The 25,635-nt window shown below is 50.0% G+C and carries 26 protein-coding genes and 2 pseudogenes; 10 read left to right on the top strand and 18 right to left on the bottom strand.

The window, feature by feature from the left end; translation table 11 throughout:
• Window positions 1-19: 19 nt before the first annotated feature.
• Window positions 20-565, bottom strand: a complete 546-nt coding sequence (locus tag CPY98_RS11225) for a septation protein A (protein ID WP_040044824.1) — start codon at window positions 563-565, stop codon at window positions 20-22.
• A gap of 229 nt (window positions 566-794) precedes the next feature.
• Here CPY98_RS11225 and CPY98_RS11220 point away from each other — a divergent pair, with 229 nt between their 5' ends.
• A complete protein-coding gene (locus CPY98_RS11220; protein WP_046449218.1) occupies window positions 795-2,567 on the top strand; it encodes a SulP family inorganic anion transporter in 1,773 nt (590 codons plus the stop codon).
• 55 nt (window positions 2,568-2,622) lie between these two features.
• On the opposite strand, the gene CPY98_RS11215 is transcribed toward CPY98_RS11220, so the two are convergent.
• Entirely contained in the window at window positions 2,623-3,375 is a 753-nt protein-coding gene (locus CPY98_RS11215) for a YciC family protein (RefSeq protein WP_025796895.1), read from the bottom strand.
• Between the two features lie 117 nt (window positions 3,376-3,492).
• On the bottom strand, window positions 3,493-3,882 hold the full coding sequence (locus CPY98_RS11210) for a YkgJ family cysteine cluster protein (RefSeq protein ID WP_172625180.1): 390 nt from the start codon (window positions 3,880-3,882) through the stop codon (window positions 3,493-3,495).
• 314 nt (window positions 3,883-4,196) lie between these two features.
• Between CPY98_RS11210 and ompW the strand changes: the two genes are divergently transcribed.
• Window positions 4,197-4,835, top strand: coding sequence for an outer membrane protein OmpW (gene ompW / locus CPY98_RS11205; RefSeq protein ID WP_025796891.1), 639 nt, complete (start codon window positions 4,197-4,199; stop codon window positions 4,833-4,835).
• Window positions 4,836-4,952: 117 nt separating this feature from the next.
• Here ompW and CPY98_RS11200 read toward each other — a convergent pair whose 3' ends face one another.
• The 7 genes and pseudogenes from CPY98_RS11200 to CPY98_RS11170 form a co-directional block, all read right to left on the bottom strand.
• Window positions 4,953-5,267, bottom strand: coding sequence for a BON domain-containing protein (locus CPY98_RS11200; RefSeq protein ID WP_025796889.1), 315 nt, complete (start codon window positions 5,265-5,267; stop codon window positions 4,953-4,955).
• A gap of 198 nt (window positions 5,268-5,465) precedes the next feature.
• A complete protein-coding gene (gene trpA, locus CPY98_RS11195; protein WP_096387708.1) occupies window positions 5,466-6,272 on the bottom strand; it encodes a tryptophan synthase subunit alpha in 807 nt (268 codons plus the stop codon).
• Window positions 6,272-7,462, bottom strand: coding sequence for a tryptophan synthase subunit beta (gene trpB / locus CPY98_RS11190; protein ID WP_040044830.1), 1,191 nt, complete (start codon window positions 7,460-7,462; stop codon window positions 6,272-6,274). Before trpB ends, trpA begins: the two co-directional genes overlap by 1 nt.
• 29 nt (window positions 7,463-7,491) lie before the next feature.
• Window positions 7,492-8,880: a bifunctional indole-3-glycerol-phosphate synthase TrpC/phosphoribosylanthranilate isomerase TrpF gene (gene trpCF / locus CPY98_RS11185; RefSeq protein WP_096387706.1), complete on the bottom strand. Its 1,389-nt coding sequence runs from the start codon at window positions 8,878-8,880 to the stop codon at window positions 7,492-7,494.
• Between the two features lie 2 nt (window positions 8,881-8,882).
• Window positions 8,883-9,878, bottom strand: a pseudogene (trpD, locus tag CPY98_RS21120) (anthranilate phosphoribosyltransferase); the annotation flags it as partial.
• A gap of 105 nt (window positions 9,879-9,983) precedes the next feature.
• Window positions 9,984-10,557, bottom strand: a pseudogene (locus tag CPY98_RS21115) (gamma-glutamyl-gamma-aminobutyrate hydrolase family protein); the annotation flags it as partial.
• Complete coding sequence (locus tag CPY98_RS11170) at window positions 10,557-12,119, bottom strand: anthranilate synthase component 1 (protein WP_096387702.1); 1,563 nt, start codon at window positions 12,117-12,119, stop codon at window positions 10,557-10,559. The pseudogene CPY98_RS21115 and the gene CPY98_RS11170, both read right to left, overlap by 1 nt.
• A gap of 452 nt (window positions 12,120-12,571) precedes the next feature.
• On the opposite strand from CPY98_RS11170, the gene CPY98_RS11165 reads away from it, so the two are divergent.
• From CPY98_RS11165 to CPY98_RS11155, 3 genes are all read left to right on the top strand, one after another.
• Window positions 12,572-13,456, top strand: coding sequence for a PHP domain-containing protein (locus tag CPY98_RS11165; protein ID WP_096387700.1), 885 nt, complete (start codon window positions 12,572-12,574; stop codon window positions 13,454-13,456).
• Window positions 13,457-13,512: 56 nt separating this feature from the next.
• Window positions 13,513-14,133 carry an L-threonylcarbamoyladenylate synthase gene (locus CPY98_RS11160; protein ID WP_040044834.1) on the top strand — a complete coding sequence of 207 codons (621 nt, stop codon included), beginning with the start codon at window positions 13,513-13,515 and terminating at the stop codon, window positions 14,131-14,133.
• Between the two features lie 66 nt (window positions 14,134-14,199).
• On the top strand, window positions 14,200-14,445 hold the full coding sequence (locus CPY98_RS11155; RefSeq protein WP_004093204.1) for a DUF2766 family protein: 246 nt from the start codon (window positions 14,200-14,202) through the stop codon (window positions 14,443-14,445).
• A 753-nt stretch (window positions 14,446-15,198) separates the two neighbouring features.
• Here CPY98_RS11155 and CPY98_RS11150 read toward each other — a convergent pair.
• The 4 genes from CPY98_RS11150 to CPY98_RS11135 all read right to left on the bottom strand — a co-directional run bounded on the left by CPY98_RS11150 (window position 15,199) and on the right by CPY98_RS11135 (window position 18,543).
• Window positions 15,199-15,894 (bottom strand): amino acid ABC transporter permease, encoded by a 696-nt coding sequence (locus CPY98_RS11150; protein WP_025796867.1) that lies wholly within the window; start codon window positions 15,892-15,894, stop codon window positions 15,199-15,201.
• 190 nt (window positions 15,895-16,084) lie between these two features.
• Window positions 16,085-16,855, bottom strand: a complete 771-nt coding sequence (locus tag CPY98_RS11145; protein WP_040044839.1) for an amino acid ABC transporter substrate-binding protein — start codon at window positions 16,853-16,855, stop codon at window positions 16,085-16,087.
• 168 nt (window positions 16,856-17,023) lie between these two features.
• Entirely contained in the window at window positions 17,024-18,133 is a 1,110-nt protein-coding gene (locus CPY98_RS11140) for an SLC13 family permease (protein WP_096387698.1), read from the bottom strand.
• Window positions 18,134-18,153: 20 nt separating this feature from the next.
• On the bottom strand, window positions 18,154-18,543 hold the full coding sequence (locus CPY98_RS11135; RefSeq protein ID WP_025796861.1) for a helix-turn-helix domain-containing protein: 390 nt from the start codon (window positions 18,541-18,543) through the stop codon (window positions 18,154-18,156).
• 141 nt (window positions 18,544-18,684) lie between these two features.
• On the opposite strand from CPY98_RS11135, the gene CPY98_RS11130 reads away from it, so the two are divergent.
• Window positions 18,685-19,443 (top strand): SDR family oxidoreductase, encoded by a 759-nt coding sequence (locus tag CPY98_RS11130; RefSeq protein ID WP_038502256.1) that lies wholly within the window; start codon window positions 18,685-18,687, stop codon window positions 19,441-19,443.
• Between the two features lie 12 nt (window positions 19,444-19,455).
• Here CPY98_RS11130 and CPY98_RS11125 read toward each other — a convergent pair whose 3' ends face one another.
• Both CPY98_RS11125 and CPY98_RS11120 read right to left on the bottom strand, forming a co-directional pair.
• Entirely contained in the window at window positions 19,456-19,680 is a 225-nt protein-coding gene (locus CPY98_RS11125) for a DNA polymerase III subunit theta (protein WP_025796857.1), read from the bottom strand.
• Between the two features lie 176 nt (window positions 19,681-19,856).
• Entirely contained in the window at window positions 19,857-20,147 is a 291-nt protein-coding gene (locus tag CPY98_RS11120; RefSeq protein ID WP_096387696.1) for a hypothetical protein, read from the bottom strand.
• 273 nt (window positions 20,148-20,420) lie between these two features.
• Between CPY98_RS11120 and CPY98_RS11115 the strand changes: the two genes are divergently transcribed.
• From CPY98_RS11115 to CPY98_RS11100, 4 genes are all read left to right on the top strand, one after another.
• Window positions 20,421-21,413 carry an MBL fold metallo-hydrolase gene (locus CPY98_RS11115; RefSeq protein WP_096387694.1) on the top strand — a complete coding sequence of 331 codons (993 nt, stop codon included), beginning with the start codon at window positions 20,421-20,423 and terminating at the stop codon, window positions 21,411-21,413.
• A gap of 131 nt (window positions 21,414-21,544) precedes the next feature.
• A complete protein-coding gene (rluB, locus tag CPY98_RS11110) occupies window positions 21,545-22,498 on the top strand; it encodes a 23S rRNA pseudouridine(2605) synthase RluB (RefSeq protein WP_025796850.1) in 954 nt (317 codons plus the stop codon).
• Window positions 22,499-22,685: 187 nt separating this feature from the next.
• Window positions 22,686-23,423, top strand: a complete 738-nt coding sequence (cobS, locus tag CPY98_RS11105) for an adenosylcobinamide-GDP ribazoletransferase (RefSeq protein ID WP_043493423.1) — start codon at window positions 22,686-22,688, stop codon at window positions 23,421-23,423.
• 44 nt (window positions 23,424-23,467) lie between these two features.
• The gene (locus tag CPY98_RS11100) at window positions 23,468-24,070 is read left to right on the top strand and encodes an adenosylcobalamin/alpha-ribazole phosphatase (protein WP_096387692.1); all 603 of its coding nucleotides are present in this window, start codon (window positions 23,468-23,470) and stop codon (window positions 24,068-24,070) included.
• A gap of 43 nt (window positions 24,071-24,113) precedes the next feature.
• On the opposite strand, the gene cobO is transcribed toward CPY98_RS11100, so the two are convergent.
• Both cobO and CPY98_RS11090 read right to left on the bottom strand, forming a co-directional pair.
• Window positions 24,114-24,704: a cob(I)yrinic acid a,c-diamide adenosyltransferase gene (cobO, locus tag CPY98_RS11095; RefSeq protein ID WP_025796844.1), complete on the bottom strand. Its 591-nt coding sequence runs from the start codon at window positions 24,702-24,704 to the stop codon at window positions 24,114-24,116.
• 68 nt (window positions 24,705-24,772) lie between these two features.
• On the bottom strand, window positions 24,773-25,534 hold the full coding sequence (locus tag CPY98_RS11090) for a YciK family oxidoreductase (RefSeq protein ID WP_096387690.1): 762 nt from the start codon (window positions 25,532-25,534) through the stop codon (window positions 24,773-24,775).
• Between the last annotated feature and the right edge of the window lie 101 nt (window positions 25,535-25,635).

Here is a 25,635-nt window from a genome sequence, read left to right as displayed (position 1 = left end):
ATTGCCTTCAGGAAAAACCTTATTTGCCGAGTTTTTGTTCTTCGGTCATATGACGGTAGATGTATACGCCGCTTAATAACGTGAAGACCAACGTGAGAGCGGTCAGTCCGAAGACCTTGAAATCAACCCAAACGCTTTGTGGCATCCAGAACGCCACATACAGATTCGCGACACCGCAGGCCATAAAGAACACCGCCCATGCCGCATTCAGACGTGACCATACGATATCAGGCAGAGAAATCTCTTTACCGAGCATGCGTTGGATCAACGGTTTTTTCAGCACGATTTGGCTTACCAGCAACGCAATGGAGAACAGTGCGTAGATCACGGTCACTTTCCATTTGATGAATAAATCGTTATGGAATACCAGCGTCAGCGTACCGAAAATAGCCACCATCACGAAGGTGATGAGCGTCATTTTTTCCACTTTACGATATTTAAGCCAGGTCACGATTAGCGCTACCGCGGTGGCGGCAATCAACGCACCAGAGGCCACGTAAATGTCATAAAGCTTGTAACAGACAAAAAATACTACTAGGGGCAGAAAATCTAAAAGCTGCTTCATATACCTGTCCATAAATCAGTTAACCGAGCGACTATACCCGATTCAGTGCGGCGAGGCATTAAAACCCTAACGCGTACCTGTTCTCATTATCGCGCATAATGCAGCCGAGTGGGATGCAACGGCGGCTATTTTTGCAAATACTTACAAGATGGCATAATGCTTGCTATCACCTTGATAAGTTTGTTGCTTACACGCATGATGTAGCAAGCGTGTAAAGAAGGTAAGCGACATGAAATGGAAATTTATTAACGGCTGGATGCCGGGTTTAGCCCTCTTGATGGGGTATCAGCGGGAGTGGCTGACAAGTGATATTCGTGCCGGGCTTTCGGTTGCCGCCGTGGCCTTACCGGTGGCGATTGCCTACGCTGATTTAGCGGGAGTTGGCGCTATCGTTGGACTCTATTCCTGCGTGTTCCCCATGATCGCCTATGCGCTTTTCGGTTCCTCGCGTCAGGTCATTGTGGGACCAGATACGGCCACCTGTGCGGTGATCGCGGCGGTTGTGACACCGCTTGCCGCGGGTAACACTGAGCTTCAATGGCAACTGTGTATCATGATGACGCTGATGACCGGTGGTTGGTGTTTGATCGCCAGCCGTTTTCGTCTAGGCGCGCTGGCCGATTTACTGTCGCGGCCTATTCTCACCGGATTATTAAACGGTCTGACGATCACCATTATTGTCGATCAGCTAGGCAAAATTTTTGGCTTCCAAACTAAAGCGCGTGAGCTTATCGAGCGCTTGTTGTCGTTGCCGCATGATTTACTGGGGAGCCACTGGCCGACCATGCTGTTATCACTGCTCACGCTGGTGGTGCTGATCGGCGTGAGACGACTGCGCCCGAGTTGGCCAGCGCCGCTTATCGCAATGTGTCTGGCAATGTTGTTGGTTTGGCTCTTTGAGTTGCCGCGTCATGGCATACGTACGATAGGTGGATTCAGTGATGGTTTGCCGATTGTGCAATGGCCAAGTTTCCAGCCCGGTTTGCTGCGTGATTTGGTGATCCCCTCGCTTAACCTGGCGTTGATTAGCTTTGTTAGTCTGATGCTTACCGCACGCAGTTTTGCCGCCAAAAATGGCTATGAAGTTAACGCCGACGCCGAGTTCCGAGCGCTGGGTGTCGCCAATATCATTTCTGGTTTGTCACAGGGCTTTGCTATCAGCGGCACCAGCTCGCGTACGGCAGTGAACGATGCCAACGGCGGTAAAAGCCAGCTTGTTTCCATTGTGGCGGCGGTGGTGATTGGCGTAGTTGTGTTGTTCTTTACCTCTCCGTTGCAGTACATTCCCGTCTCGGCTCTGGGCGTGGTGTTGGTTTATGCGTCGTGGTCATTGCTGGATTTCCGCACGATTATTCAGCTACGCCGTCGAAATCCACCGGCGTTTCGTTTGGCGCTGTTTACCTTTGCCAGCGTGATGTTGGTAGGGGTTATGCCGGGGATCGGTTTGGCCGTTTTACTCGGTCTACTCCAGTTTTTGCGCACCGTGTTTCGTCCAACGGAACAACTGCTGGGCGTGAACGAAGAGGGTATGATCCACTCGCTAGGCAACGGAGCGCATGTTAAAGCGGTCGAAGGCGTGTTGATGTATCGGTTTAACTCGCCGCTGACCTATTTCAACGTCAGCTATTTCAAAAGACGAGTGCTTAATTTGGTTGACGGCATGCCGTTTCAGCCGCGCTGGGTTGTGATTGATGCGGTCGCCAGTTTTACCTATCCCGATATCAGCGTGATCTCAGCTATTGATGAGCTGAAACGCGATTTAAAACAGCGTAACGTCAAGTTAGTCTTAGCGGGGAGAAGAACCGACCTTAAGCGCTGGTTCAGCGCAAACCGCGCGAAGGGCGAAGAGAAAGGACTGTTGTTTGTTTCCGATCTCTATTTGGCGCTTAAGTTTATTCAGAGTAGCGAATGCGTAAACTGCGAACCATCGCCGCCGAGTGAAACCAAGGTCCTGGCGCTGGAAGATAAGAGCGCTTTACATCAGCCGCCAATAGAACCTTAAAGTATCACCATAAAAAATGGGAGCCCGTGGCTCCCATTTTGCTATCACGTATTGATTACGCCGGTTGTCTCACCAGCATATAAAGGCGAGACAGATAGATAATCAGCATCGCAGAAACCAGATTACTCAGCGCGCCCATAATCACCATTCCCACCGTTGGGTGCAGCGCAGAAAGCACACCTACCAACAGCAGCAGCGCCAGTTTTGCCGCCAGCCAGAGCATGATGGCAGGGCTTATCAAACGCACATTGGCGAATGATAGGCGGAAGCTGCTTCGAATAGCTCTGATTACGCCGACCTTTTCTTCGGACATAATCATCGGCGCTAACGCTAGCCCAACGGCTAATACGATACCCGGCACGATAAAGGCGGTAATACCAAGCTGAACCATCAACGTACACAGGAACATCAGCAGTAACAGACGTGGCAGCATCGGTGCAGAAGTACCAATCGCACGCAGCGCGCTGAGGCGTTGTCCTTGAGATACCAACGGAATTAACGCCAACATACCGCCGAGCAGCAGCACATTACCAATCAGCGCGGAGAAACTGGCCGCAGCGGATACTTTAAGCAGCACCATCTGTTGCTCGGGCGTCATCTGCTGCACCATTTCCTGCAGCCCCATACCGGACGTTAGCGTTCCATCAGCACCGGCCAGAATACTCAGATCGTCTGCACCCGGCGTGAATGCCTGATTCAGGATCACCGAAATAAACGCGGTTAACAGCGCTAACAGGCACAGCGTGCTTATCTGATGACGGAAAAAGTTAAAACTGTCACGGTACAATGTACGGGCCGTGATTGGCATGCAGGCGCTCCTTGGCATTTGCAACGACCCCCTAATTGACTAAAACAGCAGCAGGATCGCGGCAGTATCAGGTTATTAAGGGATTTAGAATAATCAATGTGCGCCGATTGTACCCTGTTAACCGGGGAAGTGGCACCCCGCTGCTATTTTACTGGCGATTTCTTCAGCGTTTGGCGGAGCAAGCGGAGTAAGCCCATAGGCGGCGCGGGCGCGATCGCAGGCTTCGTTAGGTTCTCCAAACTCCCAAGATTGAGAAAATTCTCGGCAGGGTGAGGGGCGGTTCTCGTACATCGAACACATAACATTCTGACCAATTTCTCCGCGCAAATTCACGCAGCGTGGTTTTTTCGTGTTGGTGCCCTGCATACAGCGCATATAAGGGTTGACCTGCTCGGTCAGTGAAGCAGGCACAAGGCCTCCGGCATCATCCGCTTCGGCCCAATAAAATGAAACGCGGAAAAAACCGCAGCATGCGCCACATGAGATGCAGGGATTATGTTGTGAGATCGTTGGAATTGTTTGTGTGTTACTCATCTTGATTTCCCACCACTCCTTATGGTTTCGAACCAAAACAATCGGAATAGAAAAATTACTCTGAGGTTAATTTTACGTCAATCAACTTAGATGAGATGCGTGAGGTATGTTTATAACTCGTTAAAATTGATCCACATCAATTTACGTAAAATCATATAATTAATGCATGTTTAATACATGTCATTTTGTGAAAAACAATGTCATTGATGTGATCTGTGTTAGATCACGCATCATCCTTTTTGGTTATATTTCCGCACGCAGTGATAACCATATAAAGGGAAGGGATGATGAAAAAAATTACACTTGCGCTATGTGTGGCAGCAACGCTGGCACCATCTTTCGCTATGGCTCATCAGGCGGGTGATATTATTGTTCGTGCCGGTACCGCGACGGTGCGTCCAACGGAAAGCAGTGATAACGTGATGGGGCTGGGTGGATTCAAGATCGATAACGATACCCAGTTGGGACTAACGTTCAGCTACTTGATTACCGATAACATTGGTGTTGAATTGCTGGGAGCAACGCCGTTCCAGCACAAAGTGGGGTTGCAGGCGACCGGTGACATCGCGTCTACACGTCAACTACCACCAACGTTGATGGCTCAGTGGTACTTCGGTAAAGCGGAAGACAAGCTGCGTCCTTATGTCGGTGTGGGTATCAACTACACCAATTTCTACGATGCGAAGTTTAATAACACGGGCAAAAGCTTAGGCTTGCACGATCTAAGCGTGGATAATTCATGGGGCGCTGCAGGTCAGGTGGGCTTGGACTATCTGGTGGATAAAGACTGGATGATCAACGCATCTCTGTGGTACATGGATATTGATACCACCATCAAGTTCAGAGATGGAAATAACCAAAAGCAAAGCATTGATACACATGTTGACCCATTTGTATTCATGTTTGCCGTTGGCTATCGCTTCTAATCAGAAGTGTGTAGCAGGGACAATAAAACGTTCAGTGTTGTAGACGCAGAAAGCAGACAAAAAGTTACAGACAATAAAAAAGGCGCGTAAAGCGCCTTTTTTGATCGCGAGAAGCGGTTACTTAACTCGCATATCGTTTTCAACAACGCGCACGCCTTTCACCGTTTTTGCGACGGAAACTGCACGGTTGGCATCCGCAGATGAAGAAACAAAACCGCTCAACTGCACGCGGCCTTTGAAGGTTTCAACGCTGATTTCGGTTGATTTGAGAGATTTCTCTGCCAATAGTGCAGACTTCACCTTGGTCGTAATAACGGTATCATCAATATAACCGCCGGTGCCTTCCTGTTTGGCCGTTGGCGCACAGCCTGCCAATGCAACAGAAAAAATCGCCGCTGCGCAAAAAGTGGTAATCGCTTTAACCCATTTCATCAATGTTTCTCCTTGCTGTTTATAGTTGGAACGACCGATTTAAAACCTAATCTAATGATTAGTCGTCATGTCATCCGTAATCACTATAATCCATTTTTAAAAAACAGGCTTATCAATATGTAAGCGTCACTAATACAAAAAACCGTGCGGTACGAATACGGCACGGTTGTTGAGGTGATGTTTATCTAAACGGCTATTTTAACGACGGGTAGCAGCTTTCATTCCACTGACGAAATCATGCAATTTTTTCAGCATTACATCGGGCTGGCGCTGGTTTTTTTCGATGATTTTGACAATAGCGGAGCCAGAAATTGCCCCAGCGGCACCGGCGTCGAGCGCCTCTTTTACCTGAGAAGGTTCAGATATGCCAAAACCTTGCAGCGCTGGCGGCGCCTTCAGCTCATCTAAACGCGCCACCAAATGATGCAGCGGTAGCTGAGCACGGGTTTCTGCCCCGGTAACACCAGCGCGAGAAAGCAGATACGTGTAGCCTTGTCCCTGCGCGGAAATGCCTTGCAGCAAATCATCATCGGCGTTCGGTGGGCAGATGAAAATAGGGGCAATACCGTGGCGTAATGCAGCCTGACGGAACGCCATAGACTCTTCGATTGGCACGTCGGCAACCAGTACAGAATCCACGCCAACTTCGGCACAACGCTGATAAAACTCGTCAATTCCGTTGTGGAACACCAAGTTGGCATACATCAGTAAACCAATTGGGATCTGTGGATGCTTTTTACGAATTTCAGCCAGTAGCTCAAAACAAAGCGTCGGCGTCACGCCGGCCGCAAAAGCACGCAGCGTTGCGTCCTGAATCGTTGGGCCGTCAGCCAGCGGATCGGAGAACGGTATGCCCAGTTCTAACGCATCGGCACCGGCATCAATTAAGGTATTTACGATCTCCAGAGAGAGCGCGGGAGTGGGATCGCCGAGGGTGACGAAAGGAACGAAAGCACCTTCATTACGCGTTTTGAGTTCAGCGAACAGTTGTTGATAGCGTTCCATTAGATTTCTCCCCGCGCAGTCAAAATATCGTTAACGGTAAAAATGTCTTTATCGCCGCGGCCAGAAAGGTTCACCACCAGCAGTTGTTCTTTATCCGGATCTTGCTCAATCATTTTTAAAGCGTGCGCCAAAGCGTGAGAAGACTCCAGCGCAGGAATAATACCTTCTTCACGCGACAAACGTTTGAAGGCATCCAGTGCTTCATCATCAGTGATGGACACGTAATCAGCGCGGCCAATGCTGTTCAGATAAGCATGCTGTGGGCCGACAGAAGGGAAGTCTAAGCCCGCAGAGATGGAGTAAGACTCTTCGATTTGGCCTTCTTCGGTCTGCATCATCGGTGACTTCATACCAAAGTAGATCCCGACTTTGCCATGCTTGAGTGGTGCGCCGTGTTGTCCGGTTTCAATGCCTAATCCACCGGGCTCAACGCCGATCAAACGTACTGATTCTTCGACGATAAAATCTGCAAACATGCCGATAGCGTTCGAACCGCCGCCAACACAGGCGAGAACCGCATCAGGCAAGCGGCCTTCAAAGCCTAAAATCTGTGCCTTGGTCTCTTCCCCGATCATGCGCTGGAATTCGCGTACGATGGTTGGGTATGGGTGTGGGCCAGCCGCTGTGCCAAGCATGTAGTGTGCTTTATCGTACGAACCAGACCAGTCGCGCAGCGCCTCGTTACAGGCATCTTTCAGCGTAGCGGAACCGCTAGTCACCGAGATAACCTCTGCGCCCATTAAACGCATACGGAAGACGTTTGGCGATTGACGCTCAATGTCCTTAGCACCCATATATACGCGGCATTTCAGACCGAGCAGGGCACAGGCTAGCGCAGAAGCCACGCCGTGTTGTCCAGCGCCTGTTTCGGCGATAATTTCTGTTTTGCCCATGCGCTTAGCCAACAATGCTTGGCCCAGCACTTGGTTAGTTTTATGCGCGCCGCCGTGCAGCAGGTCTTCACGTTTCAGGTACAGCTTAGTTTTAGTGCCTTTGGTTAAGTTACGGCACAGCGTCAGTGCAGTAGGGCGGCCTGCATAGTTTTTCAATAAATCGATGAACTGTGCTTGAAACTCAGGATCTTTCTGCGCGCTGACAAAGGCTTCTTCTAATTGCTTCAGTGCTGGCATCAAGATCTGGGGAACGTACATTCCGCCAAATTCGCCGAAATAGGGGTTTAGTAGTGTCATGTTATGTACCAACCTAATTATTGATTTAATTAATAAGCGCGCAGCGTTTGAAATACGGCTTCTAGTTTTTGCTGATCTTTAATGCCGGGCGCGGTTTCTACGCCAGAGTTGAAATCAAGTCCCGCACTGCCAAGCTTCGCGGCAAGAATGCAGTTGCTGGCGTTAAGACCACCGGCGAGCATGACGTTATCCAACGTTTTCCCTGCCAACAGATTCCAATCAAAGGATTCACCGGTGCCGCCGTTGCCATTATCGAAAACATAGCGGTCAACATGCAGCAAATTACGCGCAGGAATGTGGTCGCTGATGCTGATCGCTTTCCAAATCTGGCAGTTAACCGGCAATAGCTGACGTAGTTCGCGGATGTATTCCTGTGATTCATCCCCGTGAAGCTGAACGGCATGCAGCGCGAGACGCTCAACGGTGAGTCGAACCGTTTCCAGTTTGGCGTTGCGGAACACGCCAACGTATTTCAATGGCGCAGCGGCAATCACTTCGCGTGCCTGAGTGATGTCGACGTAGCGCGGCGAGCTGCCAACGAAAATCAAACCGCCGTATACGGCTCCGGCGTTGTAGGCTGTGGCCGCATCTTCGGCGCGAGTCAGGCCGCAGACTTTGTTATCTCCCAACAGCACGCGGCGTAGCGCTAGGCTTAAATCAGGCTCAGACATCAACGCGCTGCCAATCAAGAATCCGTTGGCAAAGTGGCTGAGTTCACGGATCTGGCTGTAGGTATGGATGCCTGACTCGCTAATAACGGTCACACCCTGCGGCAAACGCGGTGCCATTTGGCGCGTGCGGTTTAAATCAATCGACAGATCGCGCAGGTCACGGTTATTGATACCGACTACCTTGGCCTTCAAGGCGATAGCGCGATCCAGCTCTTCTTCATTGCTGGCTTCCGTTAATACGCCCATATTTAAGCTATGAGCTACGGCGGCCAGATGTTGGTACTGCTCATCATCTAGCACGGAGAGCATGAGTAAAATCGCATCGGCCTGATAATGACGAGCCAGATAGATTTGATACTCGGAAATCACAAAGTCTTTGCACAACACCGGTTGATGAACGGTGGCGCTGACCTGACGTAGGTAGTCAAAGTCGCCCTGAAAATATTTTTCGTCCGTTAACACCGAGATTGCTGCGGCAAAATCGCGATATAACGTGGCGATTTCAACCGGATTAAAGTTTTCACGGATCACGCCTTTTGACGGCGAGGCTTTTTTGCATTCCAGAATGAACGCGGTACGGTTGCCCGCCAGCGCGTCGTAAAACGAACGCGATGACGGCTCAATGCTCCCGCGGAAACTCTCCAGAGGCTGTTGGGATTGACGTGCTTCAACCCAGACGACTTTATCGCTAACGATGCGATTTAAAACGGTTTCTTGCTTCTGTGGTGAAAGATTACCTTGCAACATACTCAGCCTCGTGCTGCCAATGCGGTCACTCGCTCAAATGCTGTCCCGCTTCTGATGGTTTCCAGTGCCAGCTGCGCGTTGTGGCGCAGATTATCCTGACCGAACAATTTCAACAGCAAAGCTACGTTAGCGGCGACTGCCGCAGCGTGCGCTGCATCACCTTTACCTTGTAATAAGCGCGCCAGAATGTCACGATTTTCTTCTGGGGTTCCGCCTTGTAACGCATTTAGCGAATAACTCTGTAAGCCAAAATCTTGTGGAGAAAGCTGATAGCTTTCGATTTCACCGTTGTTTAACTCAGCCACCTGCGTCGGTGCGTGAATAGCCACTTCGTCCATTCCACCCCCGTGAACCACCGCGGCATTCTTATAGCCCAACACTTTTAGCGCCTGAGCAATCGGCAACACCAATTCAGGGCTGTAAACGCCGATCAGGGCTTTAGGTGGACGCGCTGGGTTAATCAGTGGGCCGAGCACGTTAAAAATGGTGCGGGTTTTCAGCTGTTGGCGAACCGGCATCGCGTGGCGAAAACCGGTGTGATACTGCGGCGCAAACAGGAAACAGACATTTAAATCATCTAGCGCTTGGCGTGAATCTTCGGCGCTCATGTCTAAGCGAATGCCAAAGGCCTGTAATAAATCAGACGATCCTGAACGGCTGGAAACGCTGCGGTTGCCATGTTTAGCCACTTTAGCGCCGCAGCTGGCCGCGACAAAAGCGCTCGCGGTAGAGATGTTGATGCTGTTCGTACCGTCGCCGCCGGTGCCAACGATATCCGCAAAGTCATAGTCTGGGCGCGGGAACGGTTGGGCATCAGCCAATAGGGCGCTGGCAGCCCCCGCAATTTCTTCAGGACGTTCACCGCGCATTTTCATGCTAATCAGCGCCGCTGCCAGTTGGCTGTCTTCTAACTCACCGCGCACGATAGCGGCAAATAGCTGGTGGCTTTCTTCTTGCGTCATCGACTGCGATTTGAACAGTTTTTCTAAAATAGGCTGATGCGTAAAAATAGTTGGTTTGATCAATGTGGCTTGCATGGTGTTTACTCCGTCAATTCTTTATAAGTTAGTCTTTTGATTTTGTTTGTATTTATCGTATTTAGACTAATGCCCAAGCCAACGTCTGCTCTAACAAACGAGCGCCTTGAGTGGTAAGAATGGATTCTGGGTGGAACTGAAAACCACATACGCTATCTTCATCCTGACGAACAGCCATCACCATGCCGTTAAAGGTGGCATTGACCGTTAATCCTTGCGGGATCTGGCTGCCGACCAGTGAGTGGTAGCGTGCAACCGGCAGCGGAGAAGGCAAACCGGCAAACATGCCTTCGCCGTCGTGTTCAACCTGCGATGCTTTGCCATGTAGGATTTCACCCGCTTGACCCACGTGGCCGCCGTAGGTTTCCACAATCGCTTGGTGACCCAGACAAATGCCGATGATAGGTAATTTGCCGCGCAGCTTAGCTAATAGCTCAGGCATACATCCGGCTTCAGACGGTGTGCCTGGGCCTGGAGAGAGCATCAGTACCGGATTTTCCATTTCAGCCAGTTTGCTGATAATCACATCCGCAGGAATTTGATTACGGTAAATCACCACGCGGTGGCCGCTAGAGCGCAGCTGATCGACCAAGTTGTAGGTAAATGAGTCGATATTGTCGAGCAGAAGAATGTCAGCCATTAGAACACCTCTTTCACGTGATGAGCGGTGGCGATGGCTCGCAGCACTGCACGGGCTTTATTACGGGTTTCGTCGGCTTCCGCCTGTGGAACAGAATCTAAAACAACGCCAGCACCGGCTTGAACGGTGGCAATCCCGTCTTCTACGTAGGCCGAGCGGATCACGATGCAGGTATCTAAATCACCGTGTGCGGTGAAATAGCCCACGGCGCCACCGTAGCTACCACGGCGAGTTTGTTCTGCCTGTGAAATTAATTGCATGGCACGAATTTTTGGTGCGCCGCTCAGGGTGCCCATATTCATGCAGGCCTGATAGGCGTGCAGCACATCCAGATCTTGGCGCAGGGTGCCGACCACCCGAGAAACTAAGTGCATGACGAACGAATAACGGTCAACTTTGGTCAGGTCTGCGACATAGCGTGAGCCCGGTTCGCAAATGCGCGCCAGATCGTTACGCGCCAGATCGACCAGCATTAGATGCTCCGCCAGTTCTTTATGGTCGGTACGCATTTCAAGTTCAATGCGGCTGTCTAAGTCGCGATCTAATTCACCGTCGGCGCGGCGTCCGCGTGGGCGGGTGCCTGCAATTGGATAGATTTCAATCTGGCGATTGGTCGCGTCATATTTCAACGCGCTTTCTGGTGAGGCTCCGAACAGAGAAAAATCGTTATCCTGCATGAAGAACATGTACGGGCTTGGATTGCTGTGTTTCAGCGTATGGTATGCCGCCAGTGGAGAAGGGCACGGCAGACTGAAACGGCGTGAAGGCACCACTTGGAAAATTTCGCCGATACGGATGGCCTGCTGCATTTGGCTGACAACGGCACCAAAAGCGTCGTCGCTCAAATTGCAGCTCAGCTGCATATTCTCAACGCGAGGATGGGTAATTGGCGCAGCCTCTTGCGTCATCTGCTGGGTTAGCTGCTCTAAACGAGCCTGTAGACGCTGTGCTTCAGCGGCATTCTCTGTAAACACGGAGGCTTGCAGGCGAGCGCTGCGGTGCTGGTGATCGAGTACCAACAAGGTTTCAGCCAGATAGAAGCAAAAATCGGGGCAACGCTGATCGCTGTTTAGTGCCGCAAGATTTTCAAAGCCCGCCACCAAATCATAGGCGAACAGGCCCCCGATAAACATGGCCTCACGTTCCTGTTCAGGCACGATAACCAGCGTGAGCAGGGTACGCAGTGCGTCAAACACCGAGCGTGATTTCAAACGCGCATCTTCATCTTGCAAAGTATCGATGGCAGGGAAATGCAGAACGCGCTGGTTTGGGGATATCTCGTTTTCAACATCTGCGGGCAATACCGCGTCTAACAACGGAAGCAGGCCACGACCGTTTTCGGTCAATGCCTGAAGGGTGACGCTGCGGCCCATCGCGGTAATACGCAGGGCGCTATCGATAACCAGCAGGCTTTTCAGATCCTGTTTGTTGTCGATCTCGGCAGATTCTAACAGCAACGTTGCGGGGCGAGCGCCACACAGCAGGTGAAACAGCGCCGTTGGATCGTTACGATAGGCTGCCGTTTGCGTTAACAAGGTCAAAGTGGGTTTTGTTGAAGTCATTATTATGTCCGCTTGTTCGCTAGTGTTCTTTAAAAAGAGTTTTTTGCTGAATTTTGGCTATAAAAAAGCCCGCAGGGTGCGGGCGGGGTGCGCTGGATTTCATATCCGTAACACAGCTACTCCGCCCAATTGAATGAGTCACGCCACCAACGTGCAGAAAGAGTCATTGCGGACACCTGCACCTGATTTGAAAACTGACCGTTTAAAGAAATCTTACGCATCTCATTCACCTTAATTTTCTGTCGATACTAAAAAAGTGTGGGTTAGTACCGAACCTGCGTACTAGTAAACTAGTTTCATGGTTATGTGTCAACACCTTTTAAATGAATAAATTTCAATCCCGGAGAAATAAGAAAAGGAGTACAGCGTAAGAGAATGATTTAGGAATTAGGTGAATAGGTTAGCGCTCGGCTAGGCATCCTAGGTATGATAGGGCCAGATACCGCAATAGGATGGCTATTTTGCAAGATACACTGCTTGAATCAGAAGAAGTGACGCTGTCACCTCAACCCCTGTTTGACCTGCACAGCCACACCACGGCATCTGATGGTTTACTTTCTAGCGCAGAGTTGGTGTCTCGCGCTGCAGAAATGGGCGTGACCACGTTAGCTATCACCGATCACGACACCACGGCAGGCATTCCCGCTGCGCGCCAAGCTATCCTTGAGCAAGGGCTTGAACTTGAGCTGATTGCGGGTGTGGAAATTTCAACGCTGTGGGAGAATCATGAAATCCACATTGTTGGGCTTAACGTCGATATTGACAGCGCTGAGTTACAAACGTTGCTGGGTGAACAGGTGACTCGGCGTCAGGCGCGTGCGAAAGAGATCGCGCTGCGGCTTGAGAAAGCGCGTATTCCCGGAGCGCTTGAGGGAGCGACGCGTATCGCCGATGGTGCTGAGATCACACGTGGTCACTTTGCCCGCTATCTTGTTGAGCAAGGCTATGCAACCAACGTTGGGGGTGTTTTCAAACATTATCTTGCGCGTGGTAAAACCGGTTACGCTCCGCCTCAGTGGTGTACAATTGAAGAGGCCATCGTTGCGATTCACCATGCGGGTGGACAGGCCGTGGTGGCCCATCCGGGCCGCTATCAGCTAAGCAACAAGTGGTTGAAACGGCTGCTTGCCGATTTTAAAAGCTGGGGTGGCGATGCGATGGAAGTCGCACAGTGCCAACAAGCCCCTAATGAGCGTTCGCAGTTGACTGCGTATGCGTTGCAGTTCGGGCTATTAGCTTCGCAGGGCTCCGATTTTCACCAGCCCTGCGCGTGGATTGAGTTGGGCCGCAAATTGTGGCTCCCGACGGGCGTTGAGCCTGTATGGCGAGATTGGTAACTCAGGCTATTGATCTTTCTGAGCTATCGACACGTCCTGAATAATGAGGAATTACAATGAGTCAGCTTTTTTATATTCACCCGGATAACCCTCAGCCGCGCCTGATTAGTCAGTGTGTGGAAGTTCTGCGTAAGGGCGGCGTTATCGTCTATCCAACGGACTCCGGCTATGCGCTGGGTTGCATGCTGGGTGAGAAAAACGCGATGGAACGTATTTGCCGTATCCGTCAGTTAGACAGCAATCATAACTTCACCTTGGTGTGTCGCGATCTGTCTGAAATCTCGACCTATGCGTTTGTTGATAACACCGCATTTCGTCTTATCAAGAATAATACGCCGGGCAACTACACGTTTATTCTGAAAGCCACGAAAGAAGTGCCGCGTCGCCTAATGAGCGAAAAGCGTAAGACGATTGGTTTGCGCGTGCCGTCAAACCCAATTGCGCTGGATCTGTTGGCTGCACTCGGTGAGCCGTTAATGTCGACCACGCTGATGCTGCCGGGCAATGACTTTGCAGAATCCGATCCAGAAGAGATCCAAGATTCACTGGGTAAAGTGGTGGACTTGGTTATCCACGGTGGTTTCTTAGGCCAACAGCCAACCACGGTGATTGATCTGACCGAAGATTCACCGGAAGTCGTGCGCGTTGGTGCGGGCGATCCGAAGCCATTTATGTAAAAACCCGCAGGGAAAAATACTCTGTTGATTTCACACGCGTAAATTTGAATTCAAAAAGGAAAAAGTATGTCTCAGATGCTGACTGAGAGTGAAGAACTGGCGTCCGATCTGGTTGCCTGCCAGCTGGTGATTAAGCAGATTTTAGACGTCATTGACGTGATTGCGCCTACCGAAGTGCGCGAAAAAATGGCCAGCCAGCTGAAGAGTATCAATTTTGACAAGGCCAGCATCGACCCTGTCACCAAGCGCGGCGTGCAAAAGGCGATAGCGCTGATTGAGTTGAAGTTTGCTCAGCAGGAGCAGGCGCACTAGTTTTGACGGAAGACCGAGTATATAGCTCTCTACGTTCTTTTATGTTAGAGCAGTGAAAGGTTTCGAACGCCTATGAGCACATGTGTTTCCATGAAACCGCTGGCGTGGGTGTCCGAGTGAGGCGGCTCAAGCAACGCTGCCTTGTATATAGAATCTTTTATGTGAGGGCGGTGAAAGATTTCGTCCGCTCGTGTGCATTTGCGTTTCTATGAGACGGCTGACGTAGGCGTTCGACGAAAGGTTGCCAGCGCGCAACCTCTCGACTCTCGCGCTTTTTACCGAGTCGTTTGTCCGACCGGTCTCGGAGCGTACGTCCTGTGCGCCCTCAACTTGCTACCAGCATCCCTGCTGGTGGCTCTAAAACGCACTCTTTAAACATAAAAAAGACAACAAAGATAAAAAGACGAAAGATATTTTCTATCTTTCTATTTTCTTTTAACTGTTTAAGTTTTGGTAGGGATGTACCGGTGGAGTTTGGGTCACATGGGATGGGCGATACCAAACCGGAAAACAGGGTAATTTAATGATCCTGCTCACAAAACAAGGAAAACAAATTGTTAATTAAATGTGTGATGCTATTATCAAGTTGTTGAATAACTTCGACATAGAGTTTCTCATGCATTTGCACCCGCTCGATTCGTTTGCTGATTTTCAGTAAATGACGGCGGGTTTTCTTTTTGTTGCAGTTGCATCTTGTGGCGAAGATTTCTATCCAGTCACCTTGTGGAAGGTGACTGAATAGATAACAAAAACTTACTCGTAGCGGCGGTAGTACACTTCCAGCTTGTTTTGCAATTTACCTAGCACCGTGCTGAACGCCAGATAAATCAGCGCTGCTTCTACATATAAAATCAACGGCTCGTAAGTGACAGATACAATGCGCTGTGCTGCCAAGAACATCTCAGGAACGGTGATCACCGCAGCCAATGACGTATCTTTGATAAGCGAGATAAATGAGTTAGACAGCGGTGGAAGTGATACGAATACCGACTGTGGCAGGATCACGCGGCGCATGGCCTGTGAACTGCTCATACCGATAGAATAAGAGGCTTCCCACTGGCCTTTAGGTACCGAGATAATTGCCCCACGGATGATTTCAGAGGTATAGGCACCCACGCTGAGTGTGAAACCAATGAGCGCCGCCGGAAACGCATCTAGGGTGATCCCCGCACTCGGTAAACCATAAAAGATTAAGAACAACTGCACTAACAGCGGCGTGCCACGAATAACCCATACGTAGAAATCAAAAATCCACTTGACTGGTTTTGGCGCATAGAGGCGCACCAATGCGGTGATAAAGCCAAGGATAATCCCGCCAATAAAAGAGAGGATCGCTAAAGGCAGCGTGAATTGCAGTCCCGCAGATAGCAGACTCCAAAACGAATCAATCATCAGCTGTAGCCAGGCAAGGCCGTGAATATAGTCAGTCAGGCTGTGTAGCCATGCCATATGCCGTACTCCTAATACAGTAAGTCTAAAAAATAGGTCTTGAAACGATATGTCTAAAAACAGTATGCCTAAACGCGAACGTCCTAAATACGATCGTCTTAAATACAACAGCCCGCCTCATGAAGTGATACCCAGTTAAGGATTCACAGAGGCAGGCTTGTCACTATTTTGGCGATAGTGTTAAAGACGATTACTGAGAAACGTCCTGACCGAAGTAGCGTACAGAAATCGTTTTATAAGTACCATCAGCTTTCATTTCATCCAGCGCTTTATTGACCGCTTTCACTAATTCTGGCTGATCTTTACGCAGCAGGATCGCTGAGTTCTCGGTATTTTCATCGGTAGCGACGATTTTAACTTTCGCATCTGGCTTATGTTTTTTGAAATCCAAGAATGACAGGTTATCGTTTAACGTTGCCGCTGCGCGACCGCTTAACACCAGATCCAACGATTGGTTGAAACCGTCGGTAGGCACTAAATCCGCGCCGTTTTTAGTCGCCAGTTTTGAATAGTTACTGGTCAGGCTTTGAGCCGCTTTCTGGCCTTTTAAATCAGCAAAGCTTTTGATGGTGGTGTTGTCATCACGGACAACCAGCACCGCTTTAGAACCGATATAAGGCTGAGAGAAATCAAACTTGGCCTTACGCTCGTCGGTAACGCCGACTTGGTTAATGACCGCGTCGTAGCGTTTGGCGCTCAAACCGGCAATCAAACCATCCCAACGACCTTCAACAAACTCTGGTTTAACGCCCATTTTCTCTGCTACGGCACGTGCGACATCCACGTCAAAACCAACCAGCTTGCCGCTTTTGTCATGGTAAGTATAAGGCGCGTAGGTGCCTTCTGTTCCGAATTTCATCACGCCGGCAGACTTAATTGCCGCCAGATCATCGGCCGCTTGAGCCAGTGCAGAGGTAGCAAATAATGAGGTTGCAAGCAGAGCCAAGGTCATTTTTTTCATAGGTATCCCAATGTCTTACTTAAATTATTTGTTTAAAAAAAACGCAGGTAATTGCGTTCCGTTATTGATGATGAAGCTAAACCATTGTTTGCGGTTTGCTAAATCACATTCTGCGATTATCAATAACCAAATGGAATAAAGCCTAAAAATCACGCAGTGCTTATCAGTTTAGATTAACCACCAACCTAGCGCCGCAGAGATAATGAGAGCGGGAATAGAAAAAAGATGAAACGTCAGCCAGATGCGTTTTCCATTTGCCATGCGTAAGGCAATCAGATTGGCCATAGATCCCAGCGCAAACCCAAATCCGCCAATATTTACGGCGTAGGCCAGCGTAGTGGTGGCAGGAATAAAACCCAGCAGCAAAATGGTAGCCGGTACGTTGCTGATCACCTGAGAGAGCAGAATGCCGATCGTGTATGTACCGAGCGTTGAAAGATGCTGCATGTTTTCCGTGAGTGGTAATAACACTGGTAGCTGAGTCAGTAATTTCACATCGATAAACATCGCCATGAAAATGAAAATAAGCGCCCAATCGACCAGCAAAATGACTTTAGGGGACAAACATAATAAAGCGACCAGCACGATTAACAGTCCGAGGTAGGGCATGCCTAAATCGACGCTAACGAGAAACACGCCATAGAGCACAGCACAGGCCAGCAATAGTCCGCGCTTACGGGGGCTGTCTTGGCGATCGGCCGGAGGACGAATAGTTTTGTTTGGGAAAAACATCAGCGTGAACAGCAATAGCAGAAACAGCAGCACGCCAGACAAAGGCAACATTTGCCCAATAAAGGCGCTGAACGACAGGCCGCTATGATTCCACAGCAATATATTTTGTGGATTGCCAATTGGCGTCAGCAAAGAACCCACGTTAACCGCTAATGCTTCAAAGATGATTAAACGGGTAACAGGTAAGGCGCTGAGTTTTTTTAAGGTGATGGTGAGCGGAACCACGATAAAAAGAGCGACATCATTAGTAAGAAACGTGGAAAGTAGCGCAGAAGCCACAACCATAAACAGCGCTAACGTTCGCTCATTGCTAAGGCGAGCCATCATTTTTCGGCCCAGCCAATCGAAATAGCCGCTCATCTCAACGCTTTTCGTCAGTAGCAGCAGTCCGAGTAAGGTGGTAATCGTGGGCCAATCAATCCAGCGAGGATAATCACGCAGCGGGGAAGACGTAAAACAGGCCAAAATGACGCCAGCAAGCAAAAGAAATTGCAGTAAACGATCGCGCAGAACAGCGCCGAGAACGTGACGTAACGAGGTTGGCATAGTGCTGTTTCTCAGTGAATTCAGGCGCTTTGTTTATACATCACGTGCAGGGGCTGAATAGTAGACAGCTGAATGTCGGTCTGGAGCCGGTAGTTGGTTGGCGTGATATCGAAATGCTTGCGGAACATGTAGGTGAAATGCGACTGCGAGGCAAAGCCGTAGTAGACCGCGATATCGATAATCGACTCTTCGGTGTGGCGTAACCGTTTTGCTGCGCCAGACAGTTTACGTTCGCGAATATAGCGGCCTAAGGACATGCCGGTGGTTTCACGAAAAATTTTCTGCATATGCCACAGTGAATACCCAGAGTAGCGAGCCAGCTCATCCAGATAAATATCGCGGCCTAGATGTTGCTCTATCCACTCGCTTAGCGCACATACTAGGGCAATATTGCGTTCGTTCTGCGTCATTCGTTCTCCGGTAATCGTTCTCATTAGCAACATGCCGTCTACTACATATTACGACATCATGGCGTTTACCACTATACCCATCATACTTGAAGGCGTTTCAACCTCAGCTACACTGGCTTACGAACATTAATTTAACAAGGAATGGCCGTGAATTCATCTCCCGTTGCTCTCGTGACCGGTGCCAGCCGCGGCATAGGGCGGGCAACAGCATTATTGCTTGCCAAACGTGGGTATCGCGTGTGTATCAATTACTCTCAAAACCATGTGGCAGCACAGGCGCTGGCGCTGGAAATAGAGGCTTTAGGGCAGGAAAGTTTGCTGGTCTGCGCCAACATTGCGGATGAGATAGCCGTCTGCAATATGTTTAACCAAATTGAACACCATTGGGGGCGGCTGGATGCACTGGTGAATAACGCTGGAATTTTGCAAACTCAGTCCACAATAGAAGGCTTAACGGCAGAGAGAATTAACCAGATTCTGCATATTAACGTGACCGGAACGTTTTTGTGTTGCCGAGAAGCGGTTAAGCGCATGGCGAAACGCCACGGAGGGCGCGGTGGGGCGATTGTTAACGTTTCATCTGCGGCAGCCAAAAGTGGTTCTCCCTTCGAATATCTAGACTATGCGGCCAGCAAAGGTGCGATGGATACGCTGACGAAAGGATTATCAATAGAGGTGGCAGGGGAAGGGATCCGCGTTAACGGTGTACGGCCGGGGTTTATTTATACGGAAATGCATGCAGATGGTGGAGAGGCCAATCGTGTTGATCGAATAAAAGCCTCATTACCGATGCAGCGTGGTGGTGAACCTGAAGAAGTTGCCGCAGCCATCGTTTGGTTGTTGTCGGATGAGGCGTCTTATTCCACCGGCAGTTTTCTTGATTTAGCCGGTGGAAAGTAGCTTACGCAGGCATTATTTCATTGGCGGTTCGTATGGCAGGGTATCAATACGTAGGGTGCGATAATAAGCCAGTCGTTCACGAAAATAGGTGCGCAGATGTTCAGGCTGCTCACGCTCAACCAGTTCCGCGATAACCGGCATGTGATAGCGTTCTTTATACGATACGCCAGCTGCGGCTAAGTCGACATTAACTTTGTCCATCTCTTCCTGAGGAAGATCGGCTAGATTGAAACTCATATGACCTCCTGTTGCGTCGGCCTCATTATTCCAGAATGTTTCGTTTGACTCTATGGCTTATTGAAATTGAGATTATCAGCAGAATAAAAAGCAAACGGGCCGCTGGAGAGGCGGCCCGGTTTGTTTACCACTTTTTTGTTATAACTTCACGCTACATGAAGTGAATTCAATTCAATCTAGATCACTCTCGGACCCTGCGTGGTGAAGGGACGCTGGCGTGGGCGGAAGAGTGAAACTAGTGCGCCAATTAAGGCAACGCTCAGAACCACAAGGTTAAAGAGCACGAAGCCTGCCATCAGCATGGCGACCATCATTACCGCCGATACGATAAGCGTCATCTGGCGCATTTTACCGCTGAGCCCCATCTGGCGAGACTTCAGCGATGGGTACATTTTCCAATATTGCATCTGGCCCTGCAGAGCGCTGCGCAGACGTTGAGTGCGAGTGTGTGACTGATTATTTTTCATATTTAATTAACTCCTGATGACTCGCTAACGGGCTAATTTGTGATCCAACCGTCGTTTTTTTCTTGAAAATGAGACTAAAGAGAATTCTTTCAAAACCCCAGCACCTTTAGCCTACTTTACGTGGCTGACAAAAGCTGACATCGAGAATAGGCTGTAGTTATTAAGTTATTCTTAACGCGGCACCAACGTGGTGATTTTGTTTTGATAGCTATCAGGAAATATGGCGCTATTTTGACTATATTCAAGTGACGTTGTCACATAAGAGGGCGTCGAGTGAAGAAAAATCCTTATTATGATCCTAATAAAACACACCACACGCCAGAGGGTTTTACCAATCCTGAGCCCAATGAGCATCGTTCTGGTGATTTAAAACGTTGGCAAAACGAACGCAAAAAGAATCGACTGCCGCTAAAGCCTGAGCAGGGATATCGCGGGCTCGTTGAGCGCTGGTGGCAGCCGGTTGATCTGGAACAGGCACAGGATGGCGTGTGGTGGCTGGGTCACGCAGCGATGCTGGTGAAAATGGGGAGCAAAAAGGTCCTGATTGATCCCGTGCTTTCCCAGCGAGCTTCACCGCTGAACTTCTACGGGCCAGAGCGAAAAACGCCGCCGCCTATCAATGTTGAACAACTGCCAGATATTGATGCGGTTTTGATCTCACATAATCATTACGACCATCTTGATAAACAGACTATCGATGCGCTGTTGAAGCGTTTTCCCTCGTTGATTTTCATGGTGCCGCTTGGGCTGAAACGGTGGTTTATCCGTTGTGGTGCGATACACGTTCACGAACTGGATTGGTGGGATCAGCGTGCGGTAGGCGATGTGCAGGTCCATTATGTGCCCGCACGACACTGGAGTATGAGAACGCCTTGGGATCGCAATCGTAGCCTGTGGGGCGGGTGGGTGCTATCGCATTTAACCGATAGCTTCTATTTCGCTGGCGACAGTGGTTATACGCCACGGCTCAAAGAGATTGGCGAACGATTAGGGCCCTTTTCGTTGGCAGCGCTGCCGTTGGGCGCCTATGAACCGCGCTGGTTTATGCATTCTCAGCATATGGATCCCGCGGATTCGGTTCGATTATTTCAGGAACTAGGTTGTCAGCGAGCTTTTGGCATGCATTGGGGCGTATTTGAGTTAGCCGACGAAGCTTTGGATGCTCCTCCTCGTGGTTTATGCGAAGAAATTCAGCGACAAGGTGTTGATGTGAATCGCTATACCGCCGAGAAGATTGGCGCTTTTATTCCTTTTCCTCGCGGATAAAAAAGCATAGCGTTCGGACATTTTCACGTTTTCGTGTATAATGCCGCGTTAAAATTCAATTAATTGTTTGAATTTCAGAGACATCCACAATACCCCACGACGCCTGTGAAGGCGACATTAGAGGTTGCTCAATGAGCGAAAAGTTACAGAAAGTTCTTGCCAATGCTGGTCATGGTTCACGCCGTGAAATTGAAGCCATGATTAAAGAAGGCCGTGTCAGCGTTGATGGTAAATTAGCAACGCTTGGTGACCGTGTTGAGGTTACTCCGGCTATGAAAATTCGTGTTGATGGACGCGTTGTGTCAATCCGCGAATCAACCGAATCTGTTTGTCGCGTTTTGGCATATTACAAGCCAGAAGGCGAACTATGTACCCGTCGCGATCCTGAAGGTCGCCCAACGGTATTTGATCGTTTGCCAAAACTGCGCGGTTCTCGTTGGATCGCCGTAGGCCGTCTGGATATCAATACGTCTGGTTTACTGTTGTTCACCACCGATGGCGAACTGGCAAACCGTTTGATGCATCCAAGCCGTGAAGTTGAGCGTGAATATGCGGTACGTGTGTTCGGTCAGGTTGATGATGAAAAAATTCGTCAATTAAGCCGTGGCGTACAGTTAGAAGATGGTCCTGCATCATTTAAAACCATCAGTTTCCAAGGCGGTGAAGGAATTAACCAGTGGTACAACGTGACCTTAACCGAAGGGCGTAACCGTGAGGTTCGTCGTTTGTGGGAAGCCGTTGGTGTGCAGGTGAGTCGTTTGATCCGTGTTCGTTATGGCGATTTGCCTTTGCCAAAAGGCCTGCCACGCGGCGGCTGGGCAGAGCTTCCACTTAACGACATCAACTATCTGCGCGAATTGGTTGAGCTGAACGCGGAAACCGTGAGCAAGCTGCCGGTTGAGCGTGAACGTCGTCGTATGAAAGCGAATCAGATCCGCCGTGCGGTTAAACGTCATGGTCAGGGTGGCAGTGCTGCAGCTGCAGCGCCAAACCGTCGTTCTGGTTCAGCGAATAAAGGCACGTCTTCTACGCGTAGCGCAGCGGGTAATAAAGCGGCTACCAGCAAAGGAAACAAACGCGGCTAATCACAGCGCGTTGCTGCAACCTAACATTGCTAAGCCAATATCAAACCGTAGCGTTAATCCGCCGCGGTTTTTTTATATCTGCGATCTGGCGCTAGCGCCAGATAAGCGTCTGGTATTAATATAGAAGGCAATCAGAGAGTTAATTCTCTTGCTCTTGCTTACCGACGACATGGACTGACCCGTAATAATGAAACTATTCCTCGCCACACTGCAGTTTATGACCCGCATTCCCGTGCCTGCCCGCTGGACAGATAATCTCGATATGAATGATTACGCCAAAGGCGTGGTCTATTTTCCGTTTGTTGGCCTGATCGTTGGCTTACTGAGTGCGCTGGCGTTCGCCGTGGTATTGCCGGTTTATGGCCCTTTGTTGGCAGCGGTTGCCGCGGTGCTGGCGACCACATTGGTCACGGGCGCGTTTCATTTAGACGGTTTGGCCGACACCTGCGATGGGATTTTCTCGGCGCGTCCACGTGAGCGTATTCTCGAGATCATGCGCGATAGCCGTATTGGCTCGAACGGTGCTCTGGCGCTGATTTTTGTGATTTTGGCTCGGGTGGCGATTATCTATCAGCTAACGCAGACCGGACATAACGTTTACACCTTGCTAGTCGCGGCTCCGGCGCTGAGCCGCGCATTGCTGCCTGTTCTGATGTATCAGCAAAAATATGCGCGTGAAAATGGCATGGGAAACCTGTATATCGGGAAAATCGGCGGCCAGCATTACGCGATTGCGCTGATTATTGGTCTATTAATGACGCTGGGCTTTGCCAGCTGGCACGGTGGATTGGCAGCGATCATTACTTATCTGTTTGCGCTGCTATACCGTAGCTTCATCAATAAACGTATTGGTGGGCAAACCGGTGATACCATCGGTGCGGGCAACGAACTATTCGGCCTTATCTTCCTGTTTGCGGTTATTTAAATCCAAAATTTAGAGCACCGCGAATCTGAATCCAAGGAGCACTGATGGAGTTATATCTGGTACGCCACGGTCAGACTCAGGCCAATCTAGACGGTGTGTATTGCGGCAGCAGCGATTTGGCCCTAACGGCGCTGGGTGAGCAGCAGGCTGATGCGGTTGCAGCACAGCTAGCGGGAATTTCGTTCGACGTGGTGTATACCAGCGGCTTACAACGCACTCATCAAACCGCGCAGAGAATACTCGGTGCCGATGCTGAATTTGTCCAACTTACCGGATTGGACGAAATGGCATTTGGCGAGTGGGAACTTCGTCACCACAAAGAATTACAGCAACAGGATGCTGAGCACTACGCTGCTTGGTGTGCCGATTGGCAGCGAACCGTTCCGCCGGGCGGGGAGGGATTTCGTGATTTCTCTGCAAGGGTACGATTGGCTTTGGCCGATATTCAGCAAAATCATGCGGGGCAGCGCGTGTTGATCGTTGCACATCAAGGCGTTATCTCGATCATCTGCACGCAGCTTCTCAAACTAGAAGACCGTGCTATGTGGCATTTCCGCATCGAGCAGGGAGCGCATAGCAGAATCGATTACCGCGAAGGATTCAGCGTTATTCATTGTTTAAACAATAGTGGTAAAGCGATTGTCTGATTAATACGCCGAAGCCTGCAAGGGCAGCTTCGGCATTTGGTCATTACCAGTCGATACCTTTCTGGGCTTTGATACCGGCTTCAAATGCGTGTTTCACCGGACGAACTTCGCTCACAGTATCCGCCAGTTCTTCCAGCTCGCGATGACAGCCTCGTCCGGTGATAATCACGGATTGATGTGCTGGACGCTGTTTCAACGCTGTCAGCACCTCTTCAAGCTCGATGTAGCCGTAACTCACCATGTAGGTCAGCTCATCCATGACCACGAGATCTAAACTTTCATCTTTCAGCATGCGTTTGCCGTGTTCCCAAACCGCAAGTGCGGCGGCGGTGTCCGTCTCTTTATTCTGTGTTTCCCACGTAAAACCGGTCGCCATTACCTGAAACTCAACGCCGTGTGGCTCAAGCAGATTTCGTTCACCGTTTTCCCATGTACCTTTGATGAATTGAATTACGCCCGCGCGATGCCCATGGCCTACAGCGCGCGCTACGGTGCCAAAGGCCGCCGTACTTTTGCCTTTACCATTGCCGGTGAAAATCATCACGATGCCTCGAGTTTCCTGTGCGGCGGCAATACGGGCATCCACTTTTTCTTTAATACGTTGTTGGCGCTGCTGGTGGCGTTCTTCAGACATGCTTTCTCCTAACCTATTAATTTATTGTTGTACGTCGGTATAAATAGCAACGCTAACATGATGTGTGGTTATTCTGCAGGGCCTGCTTTTCGCCCTGGCTGAGCATCAAAACTCATTCCCGTTTTCCGGCGACTGTCGTCACCCATCAAATAGAGATAGAGCGGCATGATATCGGCAGGCGTTTTGAGCTTTTGTGGATCTTCGTCTGGGAACGCTGACGCGCGCATTCCGGTGCGTGTTCCGCCTGGATTAATGCAGTTTACCCGCAAATTGGTGTTCTTATATTCGTCAGCCAATACCTGCATCATGCCTTCGGTGGCAAATTTGGAAATGGCGTAAGAGCCCCATCCCGCACGGCCGATTTTGCCCACGCTTGAACTGGTGAAAATCAGTGAAGCAGACGGGGCTTTTAGCAGCAACGGCAGCAGCGCCTGCGACAGCAGCAGCGAGGCGTTAACGTTAACCTGCATGACATCACAAAACTCTTGATAGTCTTGTTCCGCTAAAGGATTGATAGTGCCGAGCAAACCGGCGTTGTTTAATACGCCATCGAGATAGGGATAGGCAGAGGCCAATTCTGCGCCGAGTTTCTGATAGTCGGCGGGCTTCGCCATTAACAGATCGAATTGAACGATGGTCGCAGGCGACAAACCAAGCTGGCGTATTTGTTCCTGCACGGCCTGAAGCTTACTCAGCGTTCTACCAAGTAGAATCAGCTGTGCGCCGTGGCGAGCGTAGGTCAGTGCCGCTTCGCGGCCAATTCCGTCTCCCGCGCCGGTTACAAGAATAATGCGGTTTTGCAAAAGCTCAGGCTGTGGTTGATAGTGCATGTTGTATTTCCTCACGCCGCTTTAGCATCAAGGCTTTTCGGCTGGGTCGGCAAGTTATGACTAAATTGTTTATTTGCTGTAACCAATAGTCGCCGATCTTG

Source organism: Hafnia sp. CBA7124, assembly GCF_002355555.1.
GTDB classification, from domain to species: Bacteria; Pseudomonadota; Gammaproteobacteria; order Enterobacterales; family Enterobacteriaceae; genus Hafnia; species Hafnia alvei.
The sequence above is the reverse complement of the archived record's forward strand: the minus strand, read 5'-3'. Positions and strand labels throughout refer to the sequence as shown.